The sequence below is a fragment of the Geothrix sp. genome (assembly GCF_049292215.1).
Taxonomy (GTDB): domain Bacteria; phylum Acidobacteriota; class Holophagae; order Holophagales; family Holophagaceae; genus Geothrix.
In genome coordinates this window covers 18,494-33,445 of the sequence record NZ_JBATQW010000060.1, presented here as the reverse complement: position 1 = coordinate 33,445, position 14,952 = coordinate 18,494, and the positions used below count along the sequence as shown (strand labels likewise).

At 67.0% G+C, this 14,952-nt stretch carries 14 protein-coding genes; 5 read left to right on the top strand and 9 right to left on the bottom strand.

The annotated features are described in order from the left end of the window. Positions 1-858 carry a substrate-binding domain-containing protein gene (locus WAS25_RS09930; protein WP_422311584.1) on the bottom strand — a complete coding sequence of 286 codons (858 nt, stop codon included), beginning with the start codon at positions 856-858 and terminating at the stop codon, positions 1-3. 80 nt (positions 859-938) lie between these two features. Next, positions 939-1,298: a winged helix-turn-helix domain-containing protein gene (locus tag WAS25_RS09925; RefSeq protein ID WP_422311582.1), complete on the bottom strand. Its 360-nt coding sequence runs from the start codon at positions 1,296-1,298 to the stop codon at positions 939-941. A 72-nt stretch (positions 1,299-1,370) separates the two neighbouring features. Here WAS25_RS09925 and WAS25_RS09920 point away from each other — a divergent pair, with 72 nt between their 5' ends. Then, complete coding sequence (locus WAS25_RS09920) at positions 1,371-1,814, top strand: hypothetical protein (protein ID WP_422311580.1); 444 nt, start codon at positions 1,371-1,373, stop codon at positions 1,812-1,814. Next, positions 1,814-3,037, top strand: coding sequence for a gephyrin-like molybdotransferase Glp (gene glp, locus WAS25_RS09915; RefSeq protein ID WP_422311578.1), 1,224 nt, complete (start codon positions 1,814-1,816; stop codon positions 3,035-3,037). Before WAS25_RS09920 ends, glp begins: the two co-directional genes overlap by 1 nt. On the opposite strand, the gene WAS25_RS09910 is transcribed toward glp, so the two are convergent. Beyond that, positions 3,031-4,242, bottom strand: a complete 1,212-nt coding sequence (locus tag WAS25_RS09910) for an amidohydrolase family protein (protein WP_422311576.1) — start codon at positions 4,240-4,242, stop codon at positions 3,031-3,033. The two genes, glp and WAS25_RS09910, sit on opposite strands and share 7 nt — an antisense overlap. 152 nt (positions 4,243-4,394) lie before the next feature. On the opposite strand from WAS25_RS09910, the gene WAS25_RS09905 reads away from it, so the two are divergent. Next, the gene (locus WAS25_RS09905; RefSeq protein ID WP_422311574.1) at positions 4,395-5,759 is read left to right on the top strand and encodes an MFS transporter; all 1,365 of its coding nucleotides are present in this window, start codon (positions 4,395-4,397) and stop codon (positions 5,757-5,759) included. A gap of 1 nt (position 5,760) precedes the next feature. On the opposite strand, the gene WAS25_RS09900 is transcribed toward WAS25_RS09905, so the two are convergent. Genes WAS25_RS09900 through WAS25_RS09885 form a run of 4 tightly spaced genes read right to left on the bottom strand, consistent with a single transcriptional unit; the run spans position 5,761 to position 10,439 of the window. Continuing rightward, on the bottom strand, positions 5,761-8,124 hold the full coding sequence (locus WAS25_RS09900; RefSeq protein WP_422311572.1) for a PAS domain S-box protein: 2,364 nt from the start codon (positions 8,122-8,124) through the stop codon (positions 5,761-5,763). Further along, the gene (locus WAS25_RS09895) at positions 8,117-8,722 is read right to left on the bottom strand and encodes a DUF1638 domain-containing protein (RefSeq protein WP_422311570.1); all 606 of its coding nucleotides are present in this window, start codon (positions 8,720-8,722) and stop codon (positions 8,117-8,119) included. Before WAS25_RS09895 ends, WAS25_RS09900 begins: the two co-directional genes overlap by 8 nt. Beyond that, positions 8,719-9,744, bottom strand: a complete 1,026-nt coding sequence (locus WAS25_RS09890) for a uroporphyrinogen decarboxylase family protein (RefSeq protein ID WP_422311568.1) — start codon at positions 9,742-9,744, stop codon at positions 8,719-8,721. The genes WAS25_RS09895 and WAS25_RS09890 overlap by 4 nt, the downstream gene beginning before the upstream one ends. Then, positions 9,741-10,439, bottom strand: coding sequence for a cobalamin B12-binding domain-containing protein (locus tag WAS25_RS09885; RefSeq protein WP_422311566.1), 699 nt, complete (start codon positions 10,437-10,439; stop codon positions 9,741-9,743). Before WAS25_RS09885 ends, WAS25_RS09890 begins: the two co-directional genes overlap by 4 nt. 244 nt (positions 10,440-10,683) lie before the next feature. Between WAS25_RS09885 and WAS25_RS09880 the strand changes: the two genes are divergently transcribed. Beyond that, a complete protein-coding gene (locus tag WAS25_RS09880; RefSeq protein ID WP_422311564.1) occupies positions 10,684-11,826 on the top strand; it encodes a homogentisate 1,2-dioxygenase in 1,143 nt (380 codons plus the stop codon). Positions 11,827-12,147: 321 nt separating this feature from the next. Further along, positions 12,148-13,065 (top strand): mechanosensitive ion channel family protein, encoded by a 918-nt coding sequence (locus WAS25_RS09875; protein WP_422311562.1) that lies wholly within the window; start codon positions 12,148-12,150, stop codon positions 13,063-13,065. A 7-nt stretch (positions 13,066-13,072) separates the two neighbouring features. Here WAS25_RS09875 and WAS25_RS09870 read toward each other — a convergent pair whose 3' ends face one another. Together WAS25_RS09870 and WAS25_RS09865 are read right to left on the bottom strand one after the other, a co-directional pair. After that, a complete protein-coding gene (locus WAS25_RS09870; protein ID WP_422311560.1) occupies positions 13,073-13,501 on the bottom strand; it encodes a nuclear transport factor 2 family protein in 429 nt (142 codons plus the stop codon). Then, positions 13,485-14,948 (bottom strand): amidohydrolase family protein, encoded by a 1,464-nt coding sequence (locus WAS25_RS09865; protein WP_422311558.1) that lies wholly within the window; start codon positions 14,946-14,948, stop codon positions 13,485-13,487. The genes WAS25_RS09870 and WAS25_RS09865 overlap by 17 nt, the downstream gene beginning before the upstream one ends. Positions 14,949-14,952 lie beyond the last annotated feature (4 nt).

The window sequence follows — 14,952 nt, the reverse complement described above, 5'->3', positions numbered from 1 at the left end:
TTACGGTCTCCGGTCGAGACCCTGTTCCGGGGTCCCGGCATCAGGGAAGAATAGCGGTGAGCCAAAGGTTGCGATTCCGAATTCTTTGATGCGTGCCTGGACATCTTTCGACACCAGGAAGTCGGCAAAGGCGCGGGCTCCGGCCGCATTCACCTTGGGGAACCGCGCGGGGTTTACCTCGATGACATGGTAGACATTCCGGAGGGACGGATCGCCTTCGTGGAGGATGGCGAGCCCCAGTTTTTTCTGCAGGGCGAGGTAGGTGCCCCGGTCTGACAATGTGTAAGCCCGCTTCTCGGCGGCGATGGCCAGGGTCTGGCCCATGCCCTGGCCGGTCTGCTGGTACCAGGTCTGGCCATCCGCGGTGACGCCCGCGGCCCTCCACAGCTTCAGCTCCATGGCGTGGGTACCGGAGTTGTCGCCCCGGGAAAGGAAACCGGCCTTCGCGGCGGCGATGCGCTGGAGGCTCTCCGGGGCTGTGCGCTTGGAGATGCCAGCCGGGTCCGCGGGTGGGCCCACCAGCACGTAGTCGTTGTGCATCACGATGCGGCGGTTCACGCCAGAACCCTCGGCCACCAGGACCTTCTCCGCTTCGGGAGAATGCACCAGCAGCACGTCAGCCTCGCCGCGCCTGCCCATGGCGATGGCCTGGCCCGAGCCCACGGCGATGGTCTTCACCACATATCCCGTCTGCTTCTCGAAGCGGGGGATGAGGTCATCCAGCAGGCCGGAGTCTTGGGTGCTGGTGGTGGTGGCGAGGATTAAGGTCTTCTCGGCGGGCGGCGCGGCCGGCAGAAAGGCGGAAGCGAGGGTCGCGGCCAGTACCAGGCCCCATCGCAAGACGGTCGATCGGTTCATGTCAGCCTCCGGTCCGCTAGTTTCGCAGGGATATAACGATCGCGACAGCCCGGCCACCGGCTGTTTGGCGGATCGACAGGTCAGCCGAGCAGGCTCTTCCGGAACTCCCGGACGTCCTCCTCGATGGCTTTGAAGGCCTTGGCCTGGATCCGGCGGAAGCGGGTGAGGGCCTCCTGGCCGAGGGCTGTGACCTGGGCGCCACCCCCCCGCAGGCCGCCCTTGGCGGCGGTCACCACGGGGCTGGGGAAGCACTGGTTCATCTCGTCCACGAGCATCCAGGCCTTGCGGTAGCTCATGTCCAACTCCCGGGCTGCAGCCGAGATGGAACCGGTGCGGCCGATGGCCTCCAGGAGGTCGGCCTTGCCCTGCCCGATGGCGATGTTCTCCCCCACCGCGATGCGGATGCGGAGGGTGACGGCCGAAGGGGCGGGCTTGGTCATGACGGATTCCTTGGGTCCGACCATTTCAGCACAGTGCCGGATGCCGGGGCTGGATTCTGCTAGAACGGAGGCATGGATCCCACGGGTTCGGACAAGCCGGCGCGCAGCAACCTCCGGGCCCTGCTCTTTCCGGAAGCACCCCGACGCTTCCCCTGGGCGCGGCCGACCCAGCTCATTCTGCGCAGTGTCCACATCGCGGCCATGGCCATGGTGCTGGGGGCCATCCCCTTCGGCGCCCCCGTCGAAGTGCTGCGGCTTCCCATCCTCATCACGCTGGCCAGCGGTGTGCTGCTCTTCGCCATCGACCTCGCCCGGGACCTGGCCATCCTCAGCCAGGGCAGCGGTGTGGCTGTGCTCCTGAAGCTCGCCCTCCTAGGACTGGGTGCCCTGCAGCCCGCCGAGCGGCTGCCCTGGTACCTGGCCGCCACCGTGGTGGCCTCGGTGGGTTCGCACATGCCGGGCTCCTGGCGGCATTTCTCCTTTCTCAGCTGGAAGGTGATGAGGTACCCCGACTGATGCCTACCCCCGCCGAAGCCCTCGGGCTCATCCTGGATCGCGTGGCGCCCCTGCCGCCCCAGCGCCTGCCGCTGGAAAGCCTCCTCGGCATGACCGCGGTAGAGGACCTGGTCTCCGCGGCCACGGTGCCGCCCTTCACCAATTCCGCCATGGACGGCTATGCGGTGCGGGCCATCGATCTGGCCGACGCATCGCCGGAGCACCCTGTTCGCCTGCGTGTGCTCGGCGATCTGGCCGCTGGGGGCGTGCCGCTCAGCGCCGTGGGGCCGGGCGAAGCCCTGCGCATCATGACTGGCGCGCCCATGCCCGAGGGCGCCGACTCGGTGGTGCCCGTGGAGGACACGACCCGAGGCGGGGACTGGGTGGAGACTGCCAAGACCCTGCGCCCGGGTATCCACATCCGCCTGGCCGGCGAGGATCTGCGTCCAGGACAGGTTCTCGTGAAGGCAGGGCACGGGCTGCGGCCCGGCGACCTGGGCGTGCTGGCGGCGGCGGGGTTCCCCACGGTGGCTGTCCATCCCCGCGTCCGTGTCGCTGTGCTCACCACGGGCGACGAGCTGGTGGATGTTTCCGAGGAGCCCGGCCCCGGCCGCATCCGCGACGCCAACATCCACGCAGTGTGCGCCCAGGTGGCCGCCTGCGGGGCCATTCCCGTGCCCTATCCGAGGGTGCCGGACGACCGCGCCACGCTGATGGGCGTGCTTCGCAAGGCCCTGGAGGCCGACGTGGTCCTCACCACGGGCGGCATCTCCGTGGGCGACTACGACTTCATGAAGGCCCTGCTCGAAGAACTGGGCGCCGAGCGGATCTTCTGGAAGGTGGCGCAGAAACCCGGAGGGCCCCTGGGCTTCTGGCTGCTCGGCGGCAAGCCCATCTTCGGCATCCCCGGCAATCCCGTGGCCGCCATGCTCATGGTCGAGGAATACGTGCGCCCCGCCCTGCGCAAGCTGATGGGCTTCGCGAAGCTCCACCGTCCCGTGGCCGATGCGCGCCTGGAGGACGGCTGGACCGGCCGCACGGACCAGCGCACCACCTTCCTGCGCGTGATGGCGCGGCGGGAGGCCGATGGCTTCCACGCCCGCACCACCGGACCCCAGGGCTCGGCCATCCTGTCCTCCATGCTCAGCGCCAACGCCCTGGCGGTGATCCCCGAGGGCGTGGCCCGCGTGGAACCGGGTGGCGCCGTCCTGTTGCACCTCACGGAGGAGGCCGAGGATCACTGAGCCGGCAGGCTCTCCGGGCTGTGCTGGAACAGTTCGGCAGGCCACCGTCGACCGGTCTTCGGATCCTTCAGGGTGCGCTTGAGCACGAAGTCGAAGAGCAGGGGATTGCGCTTCCAGACCTCGTTGAGCGCCTTCCGCTCGGCGGCGCTGATCAGCTTCAGCTCCACCAGGCGGCGGGTCCAGATGATGAGGTCCACGCCGGGCAGGGGATAGTCGCTGCCGTTCAGCAGGCGGCCGTCGAAGTCCGGCCGCGCCAGCAGGGTCTGCAGCGGGGCCGGCAGGCGGTTGATCTGGGTGATGGCCGAGAGGTCGCCGAAGAGCCGTCCACGGTACTTCGGATCCTCCATCAGGCGCAGGAAGAGGTCGAAGTTGCGGGCCACCTTGCCGGGATGATCCAGGTCCGCGTTCTTCCCGAGGCTGGCACAGTGGGCCACGATCACCGTGACGCCCAGGTTCAGGGGCCGGCGCAGCTTGAGGGGATTGCCCAGGGCCTGGGCATCCTTCACGGCCACGGCCCGTTCCTCGCCGGCATGGGTCAGCAGCACCACCCCCAGCTCCTTCATGCGGCGGTAGAAGGCGTCGAAACGCGGGTCGGCGGGGTCGATGGCCTGGGCATTGGGCAGCCACTTGAGCAGGCGGCCCCCCTGGGCGGCGCAGGCCTCCAATTCATGGATGGCGTCCTTGCGTGCGGGGTGGATGGACATCACCGGCACGAACAGGTCGGGGTGCTGGGCCGCCGCGGCGAAGACGTAGGCGTTGGGCACGTGGAACTCGGTGCGGGCCGGGTCGGGCGTGCCGTCGGGCCGGTAGGCCTGGTCCATGGCCAGCAGGTGGAGCCGCACCGGCCGGGGGAAGGCCCGGGCCCGGGCGGTCAGCACCTCGAGGTAGTCGCGGTCGAAGTGCGCGAGGCCCTTCACGCCCGTGGCCTTTAGGTAGAGGTTCGTTTCGAAGCGCTTGAAGGGATGTCTGGAGCTGAGCTTCTCGGGATTCACGAAAGTGCCGTCACCCTTCTGGCCCAGGCCGATGGCGTGGACATGGACATCGATCATGGGGCGGGCCGGATCCAGGTCCGCGAAGGCCCGGTCGAGGAGGGCCTGCGTGGCTGGGGAGTAGGCTCTGGCCTGTGGTACCTTCCCCGCCGAGAGGGAGGATGCGAGGCCGAAGGCCAGGGCGAGGAACAACCGGGATATGGCGTAAGGAGGCATCGCACCTTTCTACCAGAGTCGCCATGGCTTGATGGGGATCTTCCCGGGATTCGGCCTGGACCCATCCGTGTCATCGGTCGCCAGCGGCTGCCAAATGTCCGTAGAGGCTAGCTCCTAGGGCCATGGCACACTAATTCGACCCTGAGGTATCCATGAGCACAGAGCCCACCTTCCGCGAAAAGTACGCCTTCCCGGCGAGCTACTGGAACGCGAACCTCACCGAGCTGTTCGAGCGGGCGGCCTACTACTCGATGGCGAGCTTCATCGTCATCTACCTCGGGCGCCTGGGCCTCGGCGACTACTGGCCCAGCACGCTGAATGGCATCCTCTGGTTCCTGGTCTATTTCCTGCCCATCCTCAGCGGCACCATCGCGGATCAGATCGGCTTCCGCCGCAGCTTGCTGTTGGCTTGCGTGCTGCTGGTGGGCGGCTACTTCCTCATGGGCTATCCGGTCTGGTTCGGGGGGCAGACGCTGGCCCTGCAGGCGGGGAAGGAGGTCACGGCGGGCCTGGGCGTCATGGTGCCGGTGGCGGCGGCGATCCTGCTGATCGGGATCGGCGGCTCCTTCGTGAAGCCCTGCATCGCGGGCACCGTGCAGCGCACCCACCTGGGCAAGGCCACCCTGGCCTTCGCCATCTTCTACATGGTCATCAACGTCGGCAGCGTGTTCGGCCGCATCACGGCCTTCTTCGTGCGCACCAAGCTCGGCAAGCTCGACACCATCTTCATCGTGTCCATGATGGCGGCGGTGCTGGCTTTCCTGGTGGTGCTGCTGCTCTACCGAGATCCTGAATCGACCGTGGATCCCGACAAGCCGAAACGCACCATCCCCGAGGTCTTCTTCGGCATCTTCAAGGTGCTGCGCAGCGGGCGGTTCACCATGTTCATGGTGGTGAGCAGCGGCTTCTACTTCATCTACAACCAGGTCTACAACGTGCTGCCGCTCTACGTGAAGAAGACGGTGGAGCTGACCCCGGCCATGGACCTCTACACCATGGCCAACCCCATCACCATCGTCCTGTTCCAGCTGCTCATCACGAAGGCCTTCGGCAAGCTGCCGCCCATCAAGTCCATCATCGTGGGCACCGTGATCATCGGCCTCTCCATGCTCATCAACGTGGCGCCGCTCTACATGGCGGGCGGCGTGACCATGAAGCTCTGGCTGCCGCTGGGCAGCCTCTTCGTGGTGATGACTGTGGCCCTCATCGCCTTCGGCGAGCTCTTCGCGTCGAGCCGCCTATATGAGTACATCGGCTCCCTGGCGCCCAAGGGGCAGGAGGGCCTCTTCCTGGGCTACGCCAACCTGCCCATGGCCATCGGCAGTCTGGTGGGCGGTCCCGCCGGCGCCTGGCTCTTCAACAAGGTCATGTGTGCGGGCGCCGTGAAGCAGGCGGACGGCCTGTTGAAGCTGGATCCCAGGGCCGCCGCCACGGGCTGGATCATCCTCACCCTCTTCGGTCTCGGCAGCGCCCTGAGCCTCTGGTTCTACAACCGCTGGCTGCAGAAGCAGGCCTGACTCAGCGCCTCGGCAGGATGGCCGCGAAGGTGGCCTGGAGCTCCCGGAAGCTGAAGGGCTTGGCGAGGATGGTCACGCCCTGGATGGCACGAGCCAGGTCCAGGGCCCGCTGGTCGGCCCGGCCCGTGGACAGCAGGATGGGCACCTCCGGCAGCGCGGCCCGGAGCCGCGGCAGGGTGCGTGCTCCACCCCAGCCGGGCATGTTCATGTCGAGGATGACCGCGTCCGGCTGGAGGCCCTGGTTCACCTGCTCCATGGCCTGCTCACCGCTGGAGGTGACGATGGCCTCGTGCCCCATGGCCTCGAGCTGTGCTGCGACCGAACTCTGGATGAGCTCGTCGTCGTCCACCAGCAGGATGCGGCAGGAGGCACCGGGATGGGTGGCCTCGTCGTTCTCCCGGGGGGCTGGTTCAGCCTGGGCGAAGACCGGCTGGAAGCGCATCTCCACGGTGGTCCCATGGCCCAGCCGGCTCTGGATGGTCAGGTCGCCGTGGTGTGCCTTCACGGTGCTGTAGGCCAGGGACAGGCCCAGGCCGGTGCCCTTCCCCTGGGGCTTGGTGGTGAAGAAGGGATCAACGGCATGCTCGAGCGTCTCGGGTGACATCCCCGCGCCGTCATCCACCACCGCGAGGAGAACCCGGCCATCCGGCTGCCTTCGTGTGCTCAGGGTGAGGTGGCCTCCCTCCGGCATGGCGTCCACCGCATTCACGCACAGGTTCATCAGCACGAGGCTGAGGGCATCCGGATCGCCCAGGATGGTCCCAACCTCCGGATCGAGGTCCAGGCGGATGGCGACGTTCGCCGGGATGGTCCGCTCCAGCAGTCGGGCTTCCTCCTGGACGAGGCCGTTGAGGGATACCGAGCGCTCGCCGGTCATGTCCTTCCGGGCGAAGTCCAGCAGGCTCTTGACCATGTTGCGGCCCCGCAGGCAGGCCTTGGTGATGGTCTGGAAGGTGCCGTGGAGTCGGGTGCCCTCGGGTTGCATATCCAGGTTCGTGGTCGCGAGGCCGAGGATCGCCCCCAGCACGTTGTTCATGTCGTGGGCCAGGCCACCCGCCAGGTTCCCCAGGCTTTCCATCTTCTGGGAGAGGCGGAGGGCTTCCTGGGTCCGGATCTCATCGGTCATGTCGCGGAATACGGCCAGGCTTCCCACGATCTGGCCAGCGCTGTCCCTGCGGGGGGTGGCGGTCAGCTGCAGGGTGCGTCGCGTGCCGTCGGCCCGGCGGATGTGGGTCTGGTAGGAGTCGGTCCGCCCATCCACCCGGCGGGTGGTCTGGTCCCTCACTTGCTGCCAGTCGAGGTCGTCCATGAAGGCGCGAAGGTTCTGGCCGATCAGCTGTTCGGGCACCACCCCGAAGATGCGGGCCGCCTCGGGGTTGGCCATGATGATCGTTTCGTGGAGGTCCGTGGCGGCCACGCCCTCGCCGAGGATCTCGATCAGCTCGCGATGGTGGGCCTCGCTCTCCCGCAGGGCTGTGTCGGCAGCCACCTTGTCCGTGAGGTCCCGGATGAAGCCGATGAGCACCCCCCGACTGGGAACGTAGGTGGTCGATACCTCCACCGGGAAGGAGGTTCCATCCTTCCTCCGGTGCCTGGAGAGAAAACGGTCCGAGCCTTCCAGCTTCATCTTCTCAGTGTGCTGGACCGTCTCAGCCTTGGTCTCCAGGGCATCCAGGGTGGACATATGGAGTCCGCGAAGCTCCGCGAGGTCATAGCCGCTCATCCTCAGGTAGGCCTCGTTGGCATCCAGGAGGGTGCCCTTGGTGTCAGTCACAAGGTAGCCATCCAGATTGGTCCGCAACAGGGCGCGGTACTCCTCGGCCTGCGCGATCACTTTTCCCTCCTGGGCCTCGAAGTGGAGGGCATTGCGGAGGATCAGCGCGAACACTGGGGACAGGGCGGTCAGAAGGCGCAGGACATCGTCGGTGCGTTGGAGATCCAGGTGGTCCAGGCCGATGAGGGTGCCCACCCGCTGGTCGCCCACGTGGAGGGGCGTCAGGCTCAGGGACCTCACATCCAAGTGGTCCATGGCCGCGGCGATGGGCGCCGCTGCCAAGGGTCGGAGGAGGAGGACTGCCTTCGAATGCTCCAAACTGGCGCTCAAGATCTTGTTCAGGCCTGGAACCAAGTTGGTACCGCGCGCACGCTCCGGCTCCAGGGCCACGATCCGGGCGGAGCCATCCTGCAGGACCGGGCCATGCTGAAGCATCACGACGGCCCGCACGCCCAGGACTTCGCGCAGCTTGCGGGCGAGGAACAGCCCCATCTCAGAAGGGCTTTCCGAGAACCTGAGGATGTGCTCTAGGAAGTCCACAATCATGAACTGCACGGCGGCCGCATCGTTGCGCTGGCTCCGGTCAGTCATGGCGGCTCGCAGCTTGAATGGCCTGGTTCAGGTTATTGAGCAGGGGGTCAAGGGAGACCGGGAGGATCTCCAGGGGGAGGCCCAGGAAGGCACTGGCCTCAGCCAGCTCCGCGTGAGGCACCGGCAGGATCCCCGTATCGAGGTAGATCAGCCGGGTGTGCATCTCCTGCATGAAGGTTTTTGCACAGGGCCCCAGCAGGCCGAGCTGTCCCACGAACACCTGCCGCCAGGACAGGGCCCACTCCGGCATGAGGAAGAAGGCCCCCTCCCGGCGAAGCTTCCGGTACGTCTCATGACCGAGGATGATCTCGCAGCAGTTAATACCGACGGTCCGGCTGGTCCCTGGTGCGGCTTCGAAGTCTTCCATGTGGCCGCAGCAGTCCCCGTAGGCGATCACCACTTCCTGCCCTGGTTTTTGTGTCCGTGCGGCCCCAAGGGCCTCCTGCAGGCGTGCCTCCAGCTTGACGGGCACCATGTGGAGCATGGAGTTGAGGTAGTGCACCGGCAGCTCAAGCTGTCCGGAGGCCTGCAGCGCCTCGATCTCCTTCTTGAAGATGGAACAGGAGATGCATCGTTTCGATTGAGGTTCCTGGGTCATGCTGGAACTCCCCCCGCTCGGCAGACGGCATCGGTGATGACCGTGATGCATTCGGGTGGCGTGTCGAGGGGGATGTCGGCGCCACAGGTGGCGAGGATGAACTGGTGATCACCTCCACGCTGGGCCAGGGCAAGGTCACACTGGGTGCGGACCTCCTCCGGCTGAAGCCCTGCCAGGGCGGGGCCGCTGAGGTTGCCCAGCACGACGGGGCCGGGTCCAAGCACCCGGCGGGCGGCGCCCAGGTCTTCCCCTGCATCCATGACAAAGCCCACCACATTGGCGTGTCCGGTGAAATCAGCCAAGTGGGCGAGCAGGGGGCAGCCTCCGTGGTGCAGGATGACAGGGCCTGGGAGCTCGGCCAGGGCCTGCTTCAGCGAGGGGCGACCCAGCCCCTCCACCACCTGGGCCGGAACCATGAACCGGTTGGACAGATTGGCCGTGAGGGCCAGGGCGGTGGCACCGTCGCCCAGCATCGCCTTGCCCAGGGCCACGATGAAAGGCGTCAGCCGGTCGGCGAGGGCCTTGGCCACCTCCGGCTGGAACAGGAGGGCATCCAGCCAGGCTTCGAGGCCGATGATGAGGGGGGGCAGGTCCATGGGGCTCACCAGCAGCCCGATGACCGGAACCCGCCCGGGGTACTTCCCGGCGAGAATCCGGATGCTCTCCCGCAGGTAGAGGATGCCCGGGGCGCTGTCCACGTCGGGCAGGGGGAGCCTGAGCGCCGCCTCGGCAGAAGCTGCGGCAAAGACGGAGACATTCGGAGGTTGGCGCTTCGGTACGCTCACCTGGCTGCCGAAGGACGCACCCAGCCCAGCCAGCGCGAAGGGGCTGAGGAGAAGGTCCGGGCCGAAGGTCTCAAGAATGGCGATCTGGCCCTCGGCGTAGACGGCGGGATCCCGGTAGTGGTCGACCAGGGTCGCACCGGTGAGCCGCGCGCCGTAGAGCCCCGCATTGAGCAGCAGGGCCGGCCGGTCGGCAGCCTGGTTCTGGAGGGCGGCCAGGACTCGTTCCAGGCTGTTCATCGGGCCGCCTTGCCGCTAGTGGCATCGCAGTCCAGAGATTGCTGCCAGAGCCGCTGGAACAGGGCCGAGGCATCCAGGGCGCTGACGGCCATGCCATCCCCGCCGAACTCCGCCACGAGCTCGGGCCGCAGCTTGAAGACGGCCCCGCCCACGGCCAGCTGGAGCCTTCCCTTCAGCCCCCTCCGGTCGATCTCCGCCCGGATCCGGGTCACATTCTTCGCTGTGGTGTACATCATGGCCGAGGCACCCACCACCCGGGCGCCGGTCTCTTCGGCCATGTCCACGAACTGCTCCGGTGAGACATCCACGCCGAGGTCGCGAACGTCCCAACCTTCTGTGCGCAGAAAGGCCGCCACCATCTTCCGGCCGAGGGGATGGAAATCATCCTCCACGTTGCCGAGCAGCACCGGGCCCCTGGAGGGCAGCGCCGGGCCCCCATCCGAGCTGGGTTCCAGGAGGAGCCGGGACAGGACATCCTCCGCCACCTTCGAGGCCATGTAGCCCGTGGCGAGGGAGACGCCAACTTGACCCTCTGCCCACTGCTTCCCGAAGGTCTCCAGGGTCGGGGTCAACAGCTCGGGGACCACCTGACTGAACGGACGACCAACCGCCCAGGCATCGACCACCGCCGTGGCCGCGGCCCGATCAGCCTGCTCGATGGCGGCCAGCAGTTCCTGACAGTAGTTCCGATCCATGAAGACTCCACCAGGGGCGGCGGGAAGATGGGATGCAGGTCACGGCGACCTGCATGAAAGATGGCCCGGTTGGCTCACAGGATGTATCGGTAAGAATTAACAAGGGGGAAACTATTGAATGAGGCTCCCGGACAGGTTGCTTTTCAGCCCTTTGAAAGTCGTCGTATTCTCTGCCATTCCTCAGGATTGGCATCGGCTGTGATTACAGATTCCAGCCATAATGAAAAACCGCACTGAGGTTGTCATGTCCAAGAAGGAAACGCCGCTGTTCCCCCTGCGCAAGGGCCTGCACACGCGGCAGGCACATGTGGACCTGCCGGAGGGCACCTTCGAGGAGGAGCACGCCCGACAGGGGTTCTTCGGGCGCACCACGCACCTCTACCGCCTGCACCCGGTGACGGACTGGACGCGCATTGAGGGCCCGCTGCGGCCCCACAGCTACGACCTGAACGGGCTGAAGCCATCGGCTGACGAAGCCATCCAGGCCTCCATGTTCGGATCCAGAGAACCCGCCTTCGCCCCCATCTGCCTCCTGCACAACCACGACGTGGCCCTGCACTGGGTGGCGCCGGCGGCCATGGACTTCTTCTACCGCAATGCCGACGGCGACGATGTCTATTACATCCACGCCGGCAGTGGAAAGCTGGAGACCACTTTCGGCGCCCTGACCTACGCCACCGGCGACTACCTGGTGATCCCCCGCGGCACCACGTACCGCTTCCTGCCTGATGCCAGAGAGCAGCGCTACCTGCTCATCGAGAGCTTCAGCGAGGTCACCATCCCGGACCGGAACCAGCTGGGGCCCAACGCCATCTTCGATCCCGCCATGATCGACACGCCGGAGCTGGAGCCCTACGATGCGACTCCCAAAGAGTGGGCCGTCCACATCAAGCGGGAGAACGAGATCACCAAGGTGTTCTATCCCTTCAACCCGCTGGACGTGGCGGGCTGGAAGGGCGACCTCACGGTCTGGCGCATCAACGTGAAGGACATCCGGCCCATCCTCAGCGCCCGCTACCACCTGCCACCTAGCGCGCACTCCACGTTCATCGCGAACAACTTCGTGATCTGCAGCTTCCTGCCCCGGCCCTTCGAAGAGGAGGAGGGCGCCATGCGCGTGCCCTTCTACCACTCCAACATCGACTACGACGAAGTGCTGTTCTACTCGGCGGGCCACTTCTTCAGCCGCGATGGCATCGGCGCCGGCATGATGACCTGGCATCCCCAGGGCATCCACCACGGGCCCCACCCCAAGGCCATTCCGCTCAGCAAGACCAAGGAGCGCACGGACGAGGTCGCCGTCATGGTGGACACTTTCCGGCCCCTGCAGGCCACGCCTGCGGCGGCGCTGGTGGAGAATGCCGACTACTGGGCGTCCTGGAAGTAGGGTTCCTGGAACGGTTGGAGTGGCTAGCCCACGCCCAGGAAGCGCTGCATGATCCGCTTCAGGGGCATGTACAGGAACCGGAAGGGTCCATGGTGCTGGCGGCGGTCCAGCAGGTTTCGAGCTCGCATGGGGCACCCAAAAGGGAGGATTGATGCAAATTTCCATCAATCGATTGGCTGACGCAAGCGAATAAGTAGTAAACCGGCAAAACGGGCAAATCAATGATCTATTGATCGTCAAAGGGCCCGGGTTCGAGCCTGCCGGCGGCCTGAATCAACCGGCTCTGGGCTGGGCCTTGCTAGGCTGGATCGGGAGACGGGAATGGAACGGTTGACGGCGATGATGGCAATGCTCACGAGCCCGCAGTGGATGCGGGGATTCCTGGACTGGATGGGCCGCTCCGGCTGGTCGCGCCTGGGCCACCTGCTCCTGGTGGCAGTCGCCTGCGTCGGGCTCCTCCTGGCCGTGAGGCTCGTCACCCGCGCCGTGCGCAAGGCGGTGGACGACGGGAACGATGAGGTCACCACCGACTCCGAGCGGCGGGCCGAGACCCTGGGCTCGGTGCTGACCAACGCCGCTCGGGTGCTGGTGGTGGCCTTCTTCCTGCTGATGACCCTGCAAGAATTCGGCGTGAACATCGGGCCCCTGGTGGCGGGCGCGGGCATCGCGGGCGTGGCCGTGGGCTTCGGCGCGCAGAGCCTCGTCAAGGACGTCATCAGCGGGTTCTTCCTGCTCATGGAGAACCAGTTCGGCGTAGGCGACATCGTCAGCGTGGACGACAAGCACACGGGCACCGTCGAGCGCATGACCCTGCGCATCACCCAGCTGCGGGATGCGGAGGGCCGCGCCCACTACATCCCCAACGGGTCCATCATCAGGGTGGTGGTGCTCTCGAAGGACTTCGCCCGGGCGCTGGTGGATGTGGAAGTGGGCTACGGCACCGACCCGGACCAGGCCTTCGCCGTGCTCCTGGTCGCAGGGGGGACGCTGCACGAGGAGCGACCCGACCAGGCCCTCGAACCCCTGGAGGTGAAGGGCATCGAGGCCCTCGGTCCCAATGGCTTCACCATCCGGACCCTGACCAAGACCGCTCCCGGCGCCCAGTGGGAGGTGGCCCGCGAGCTGCGCCGCCGCATCCTGCTGGCCTTCCGCGAGGCCGGCATCGAGATCCCCTACGCCCAGCGGGTGGTGCACCACCGGGGTGGCAGCACCGAGGGCGTGCCGGAGTCCGGCGACTGATCCAGGCTCAGCGCACCATCCAGGCCCGGGCGATCCGGCCCTCCCTGAGCTCGTAGATCACCACTGCCGTGAGAGGTGGACGCTCGACGCCATCCACGGGGTTGCGCACGCCGGTAATGCGCTCCTGATCGACCACGAAGGCCCCTTGCAGGGTGCGGTGCAGGACCTCCGCGTGGAGCTTCGGGTTGGCCTGGAAGCGGGCGGCATAGAAGGCGCGGATGGCGGCCGTGCCCTTGGCAATCAGCGTCCCCGTGGCCAGCTCAAGGATCTCGGCTTCGGGCCCATAGGTGGCGGCGAAGGCCTCGGCATCATGGCGGTTGTAGGCGTCGAGCTGGGCCTGGATGACGGGCTGGGGGGTGGGGGTGGTCATGGGAGCGGCCTGGGCGGGAGCGGGAACCGGGGGCAGCTTCGGCGGCCCCTCAGCGGATGCCCACATGGCCGCGCACGGACTCGATGAGCCTGGCGGAGTCGTAGCCAAGGCCGTCCTTGAAGACCGTCACGACGTTCTCGATGTCCTCGATCCGCTTCGAGGGATCGCCCTTCACCACCACCAGGTCCGCCTGCTTGCCAGCCTCGACCGTGCCGATGCGGTCCAGGCGGCCCAGGAAGGCCGCGCCGTTGGCGGTGGCGATGTGGATGGCCTCCACGGGCGTGAAGCCCGCCTCCACCAGCAGCGCAAGCTCCCGATGATCGCCGAAGCCGGGCAGCACGCCGCCCATGCCCGTGGGATCGGGACCGGCCAGCAGCAGGCCACCGGCCTTGACGAAGGCCAGCTCGAAGGCCATCTCCTTCTTCAGCAGCTGCTCGGCGCGACCATTCGGCAGCGCGGGGACCTTGGCCCGGGCTGTCAGGTAGCTGGCCTTGGACTCGGCCGACATGGCCGCGAGCATGCGGGGTTGCAGGGGTGGTCGGCCGGGGATGCCCAGCTCGAACACAGGCAGCGTCGAGGTCACGGCCACCTTCTTCGCCACCAGATCGCGGATGAGCTGCTGCACCTCGGGGCCCGCCACATCCACCTTCAGCCAGGCGCCCCAGGAGCTGGAGACCGGCGGACCCACGTCCGGCTTCTTGTCCGGCGCGAACTGGGTGTCGGTGTAGACCGGGCCGTGCTCGAAGTTGTCGATGCCCAGGGCCAGGGCTTCCGGCCATGTGACCGAGCCCAGGTGGCCGGTCACCTTGAGACCCCGGGCGTGGGCGGCCTGGATGGCGGCGCCGAGGTCGGCCCGGCGGATGTTCATGTAGGCCTTGAAGGAGGTCACGCCCGCATCGGCCCAGAAGTCCACGAAGCGCTTGGCATCCTCGGGCCCCCGCAGGGCATACATCTGGGGCGTCATGGGCTCCAGGCCCTCCAGGTAGGGGCCGGTGACCTCCATCTTCGGGCCGGGCATGAGGCCCGCGTCGATCTGCCGCTTGATATTCAGATCGGTGTAAGGCTCCAGGCTGCCGGTGGTGCGGATGGTGGTGACGCCGCAGGCCAGGTAGAGCCGCGGCGCCGAGTAGGCGATCTCGGCGAAGAGCCGTCCCGGCGGCACCGCCGCGCCCTTTTCGTCGCTGTGGATGGAGTGCGTGTAGAAGAGGTGGTTGTGCATGCCCACCAGCCCCGGCAGCACCGTGTGGCCCGTGAGGTCCAGCACCTGGGCCTCCTTGGGCGGCGTCAGGCTGACGGTCGCGCCCATGGCCTCGATGCGGCCGTCGCGGAGGATCAGCGTCTGGTCTTCCCGAGCGGCTACGCCGGTGCCGTCCACGACGCGGGCATGCACCAAAGCCACCACCGGGGCATCGACCTTGAGGAACTGCCTGACTTCGGCCGAGGGCCTGACCTGGGCTCCGAGGACGGCACCCAGGGTGGCAAGCAGGGCGGTGGTTCTCCAGGGCAGGAACATGGGA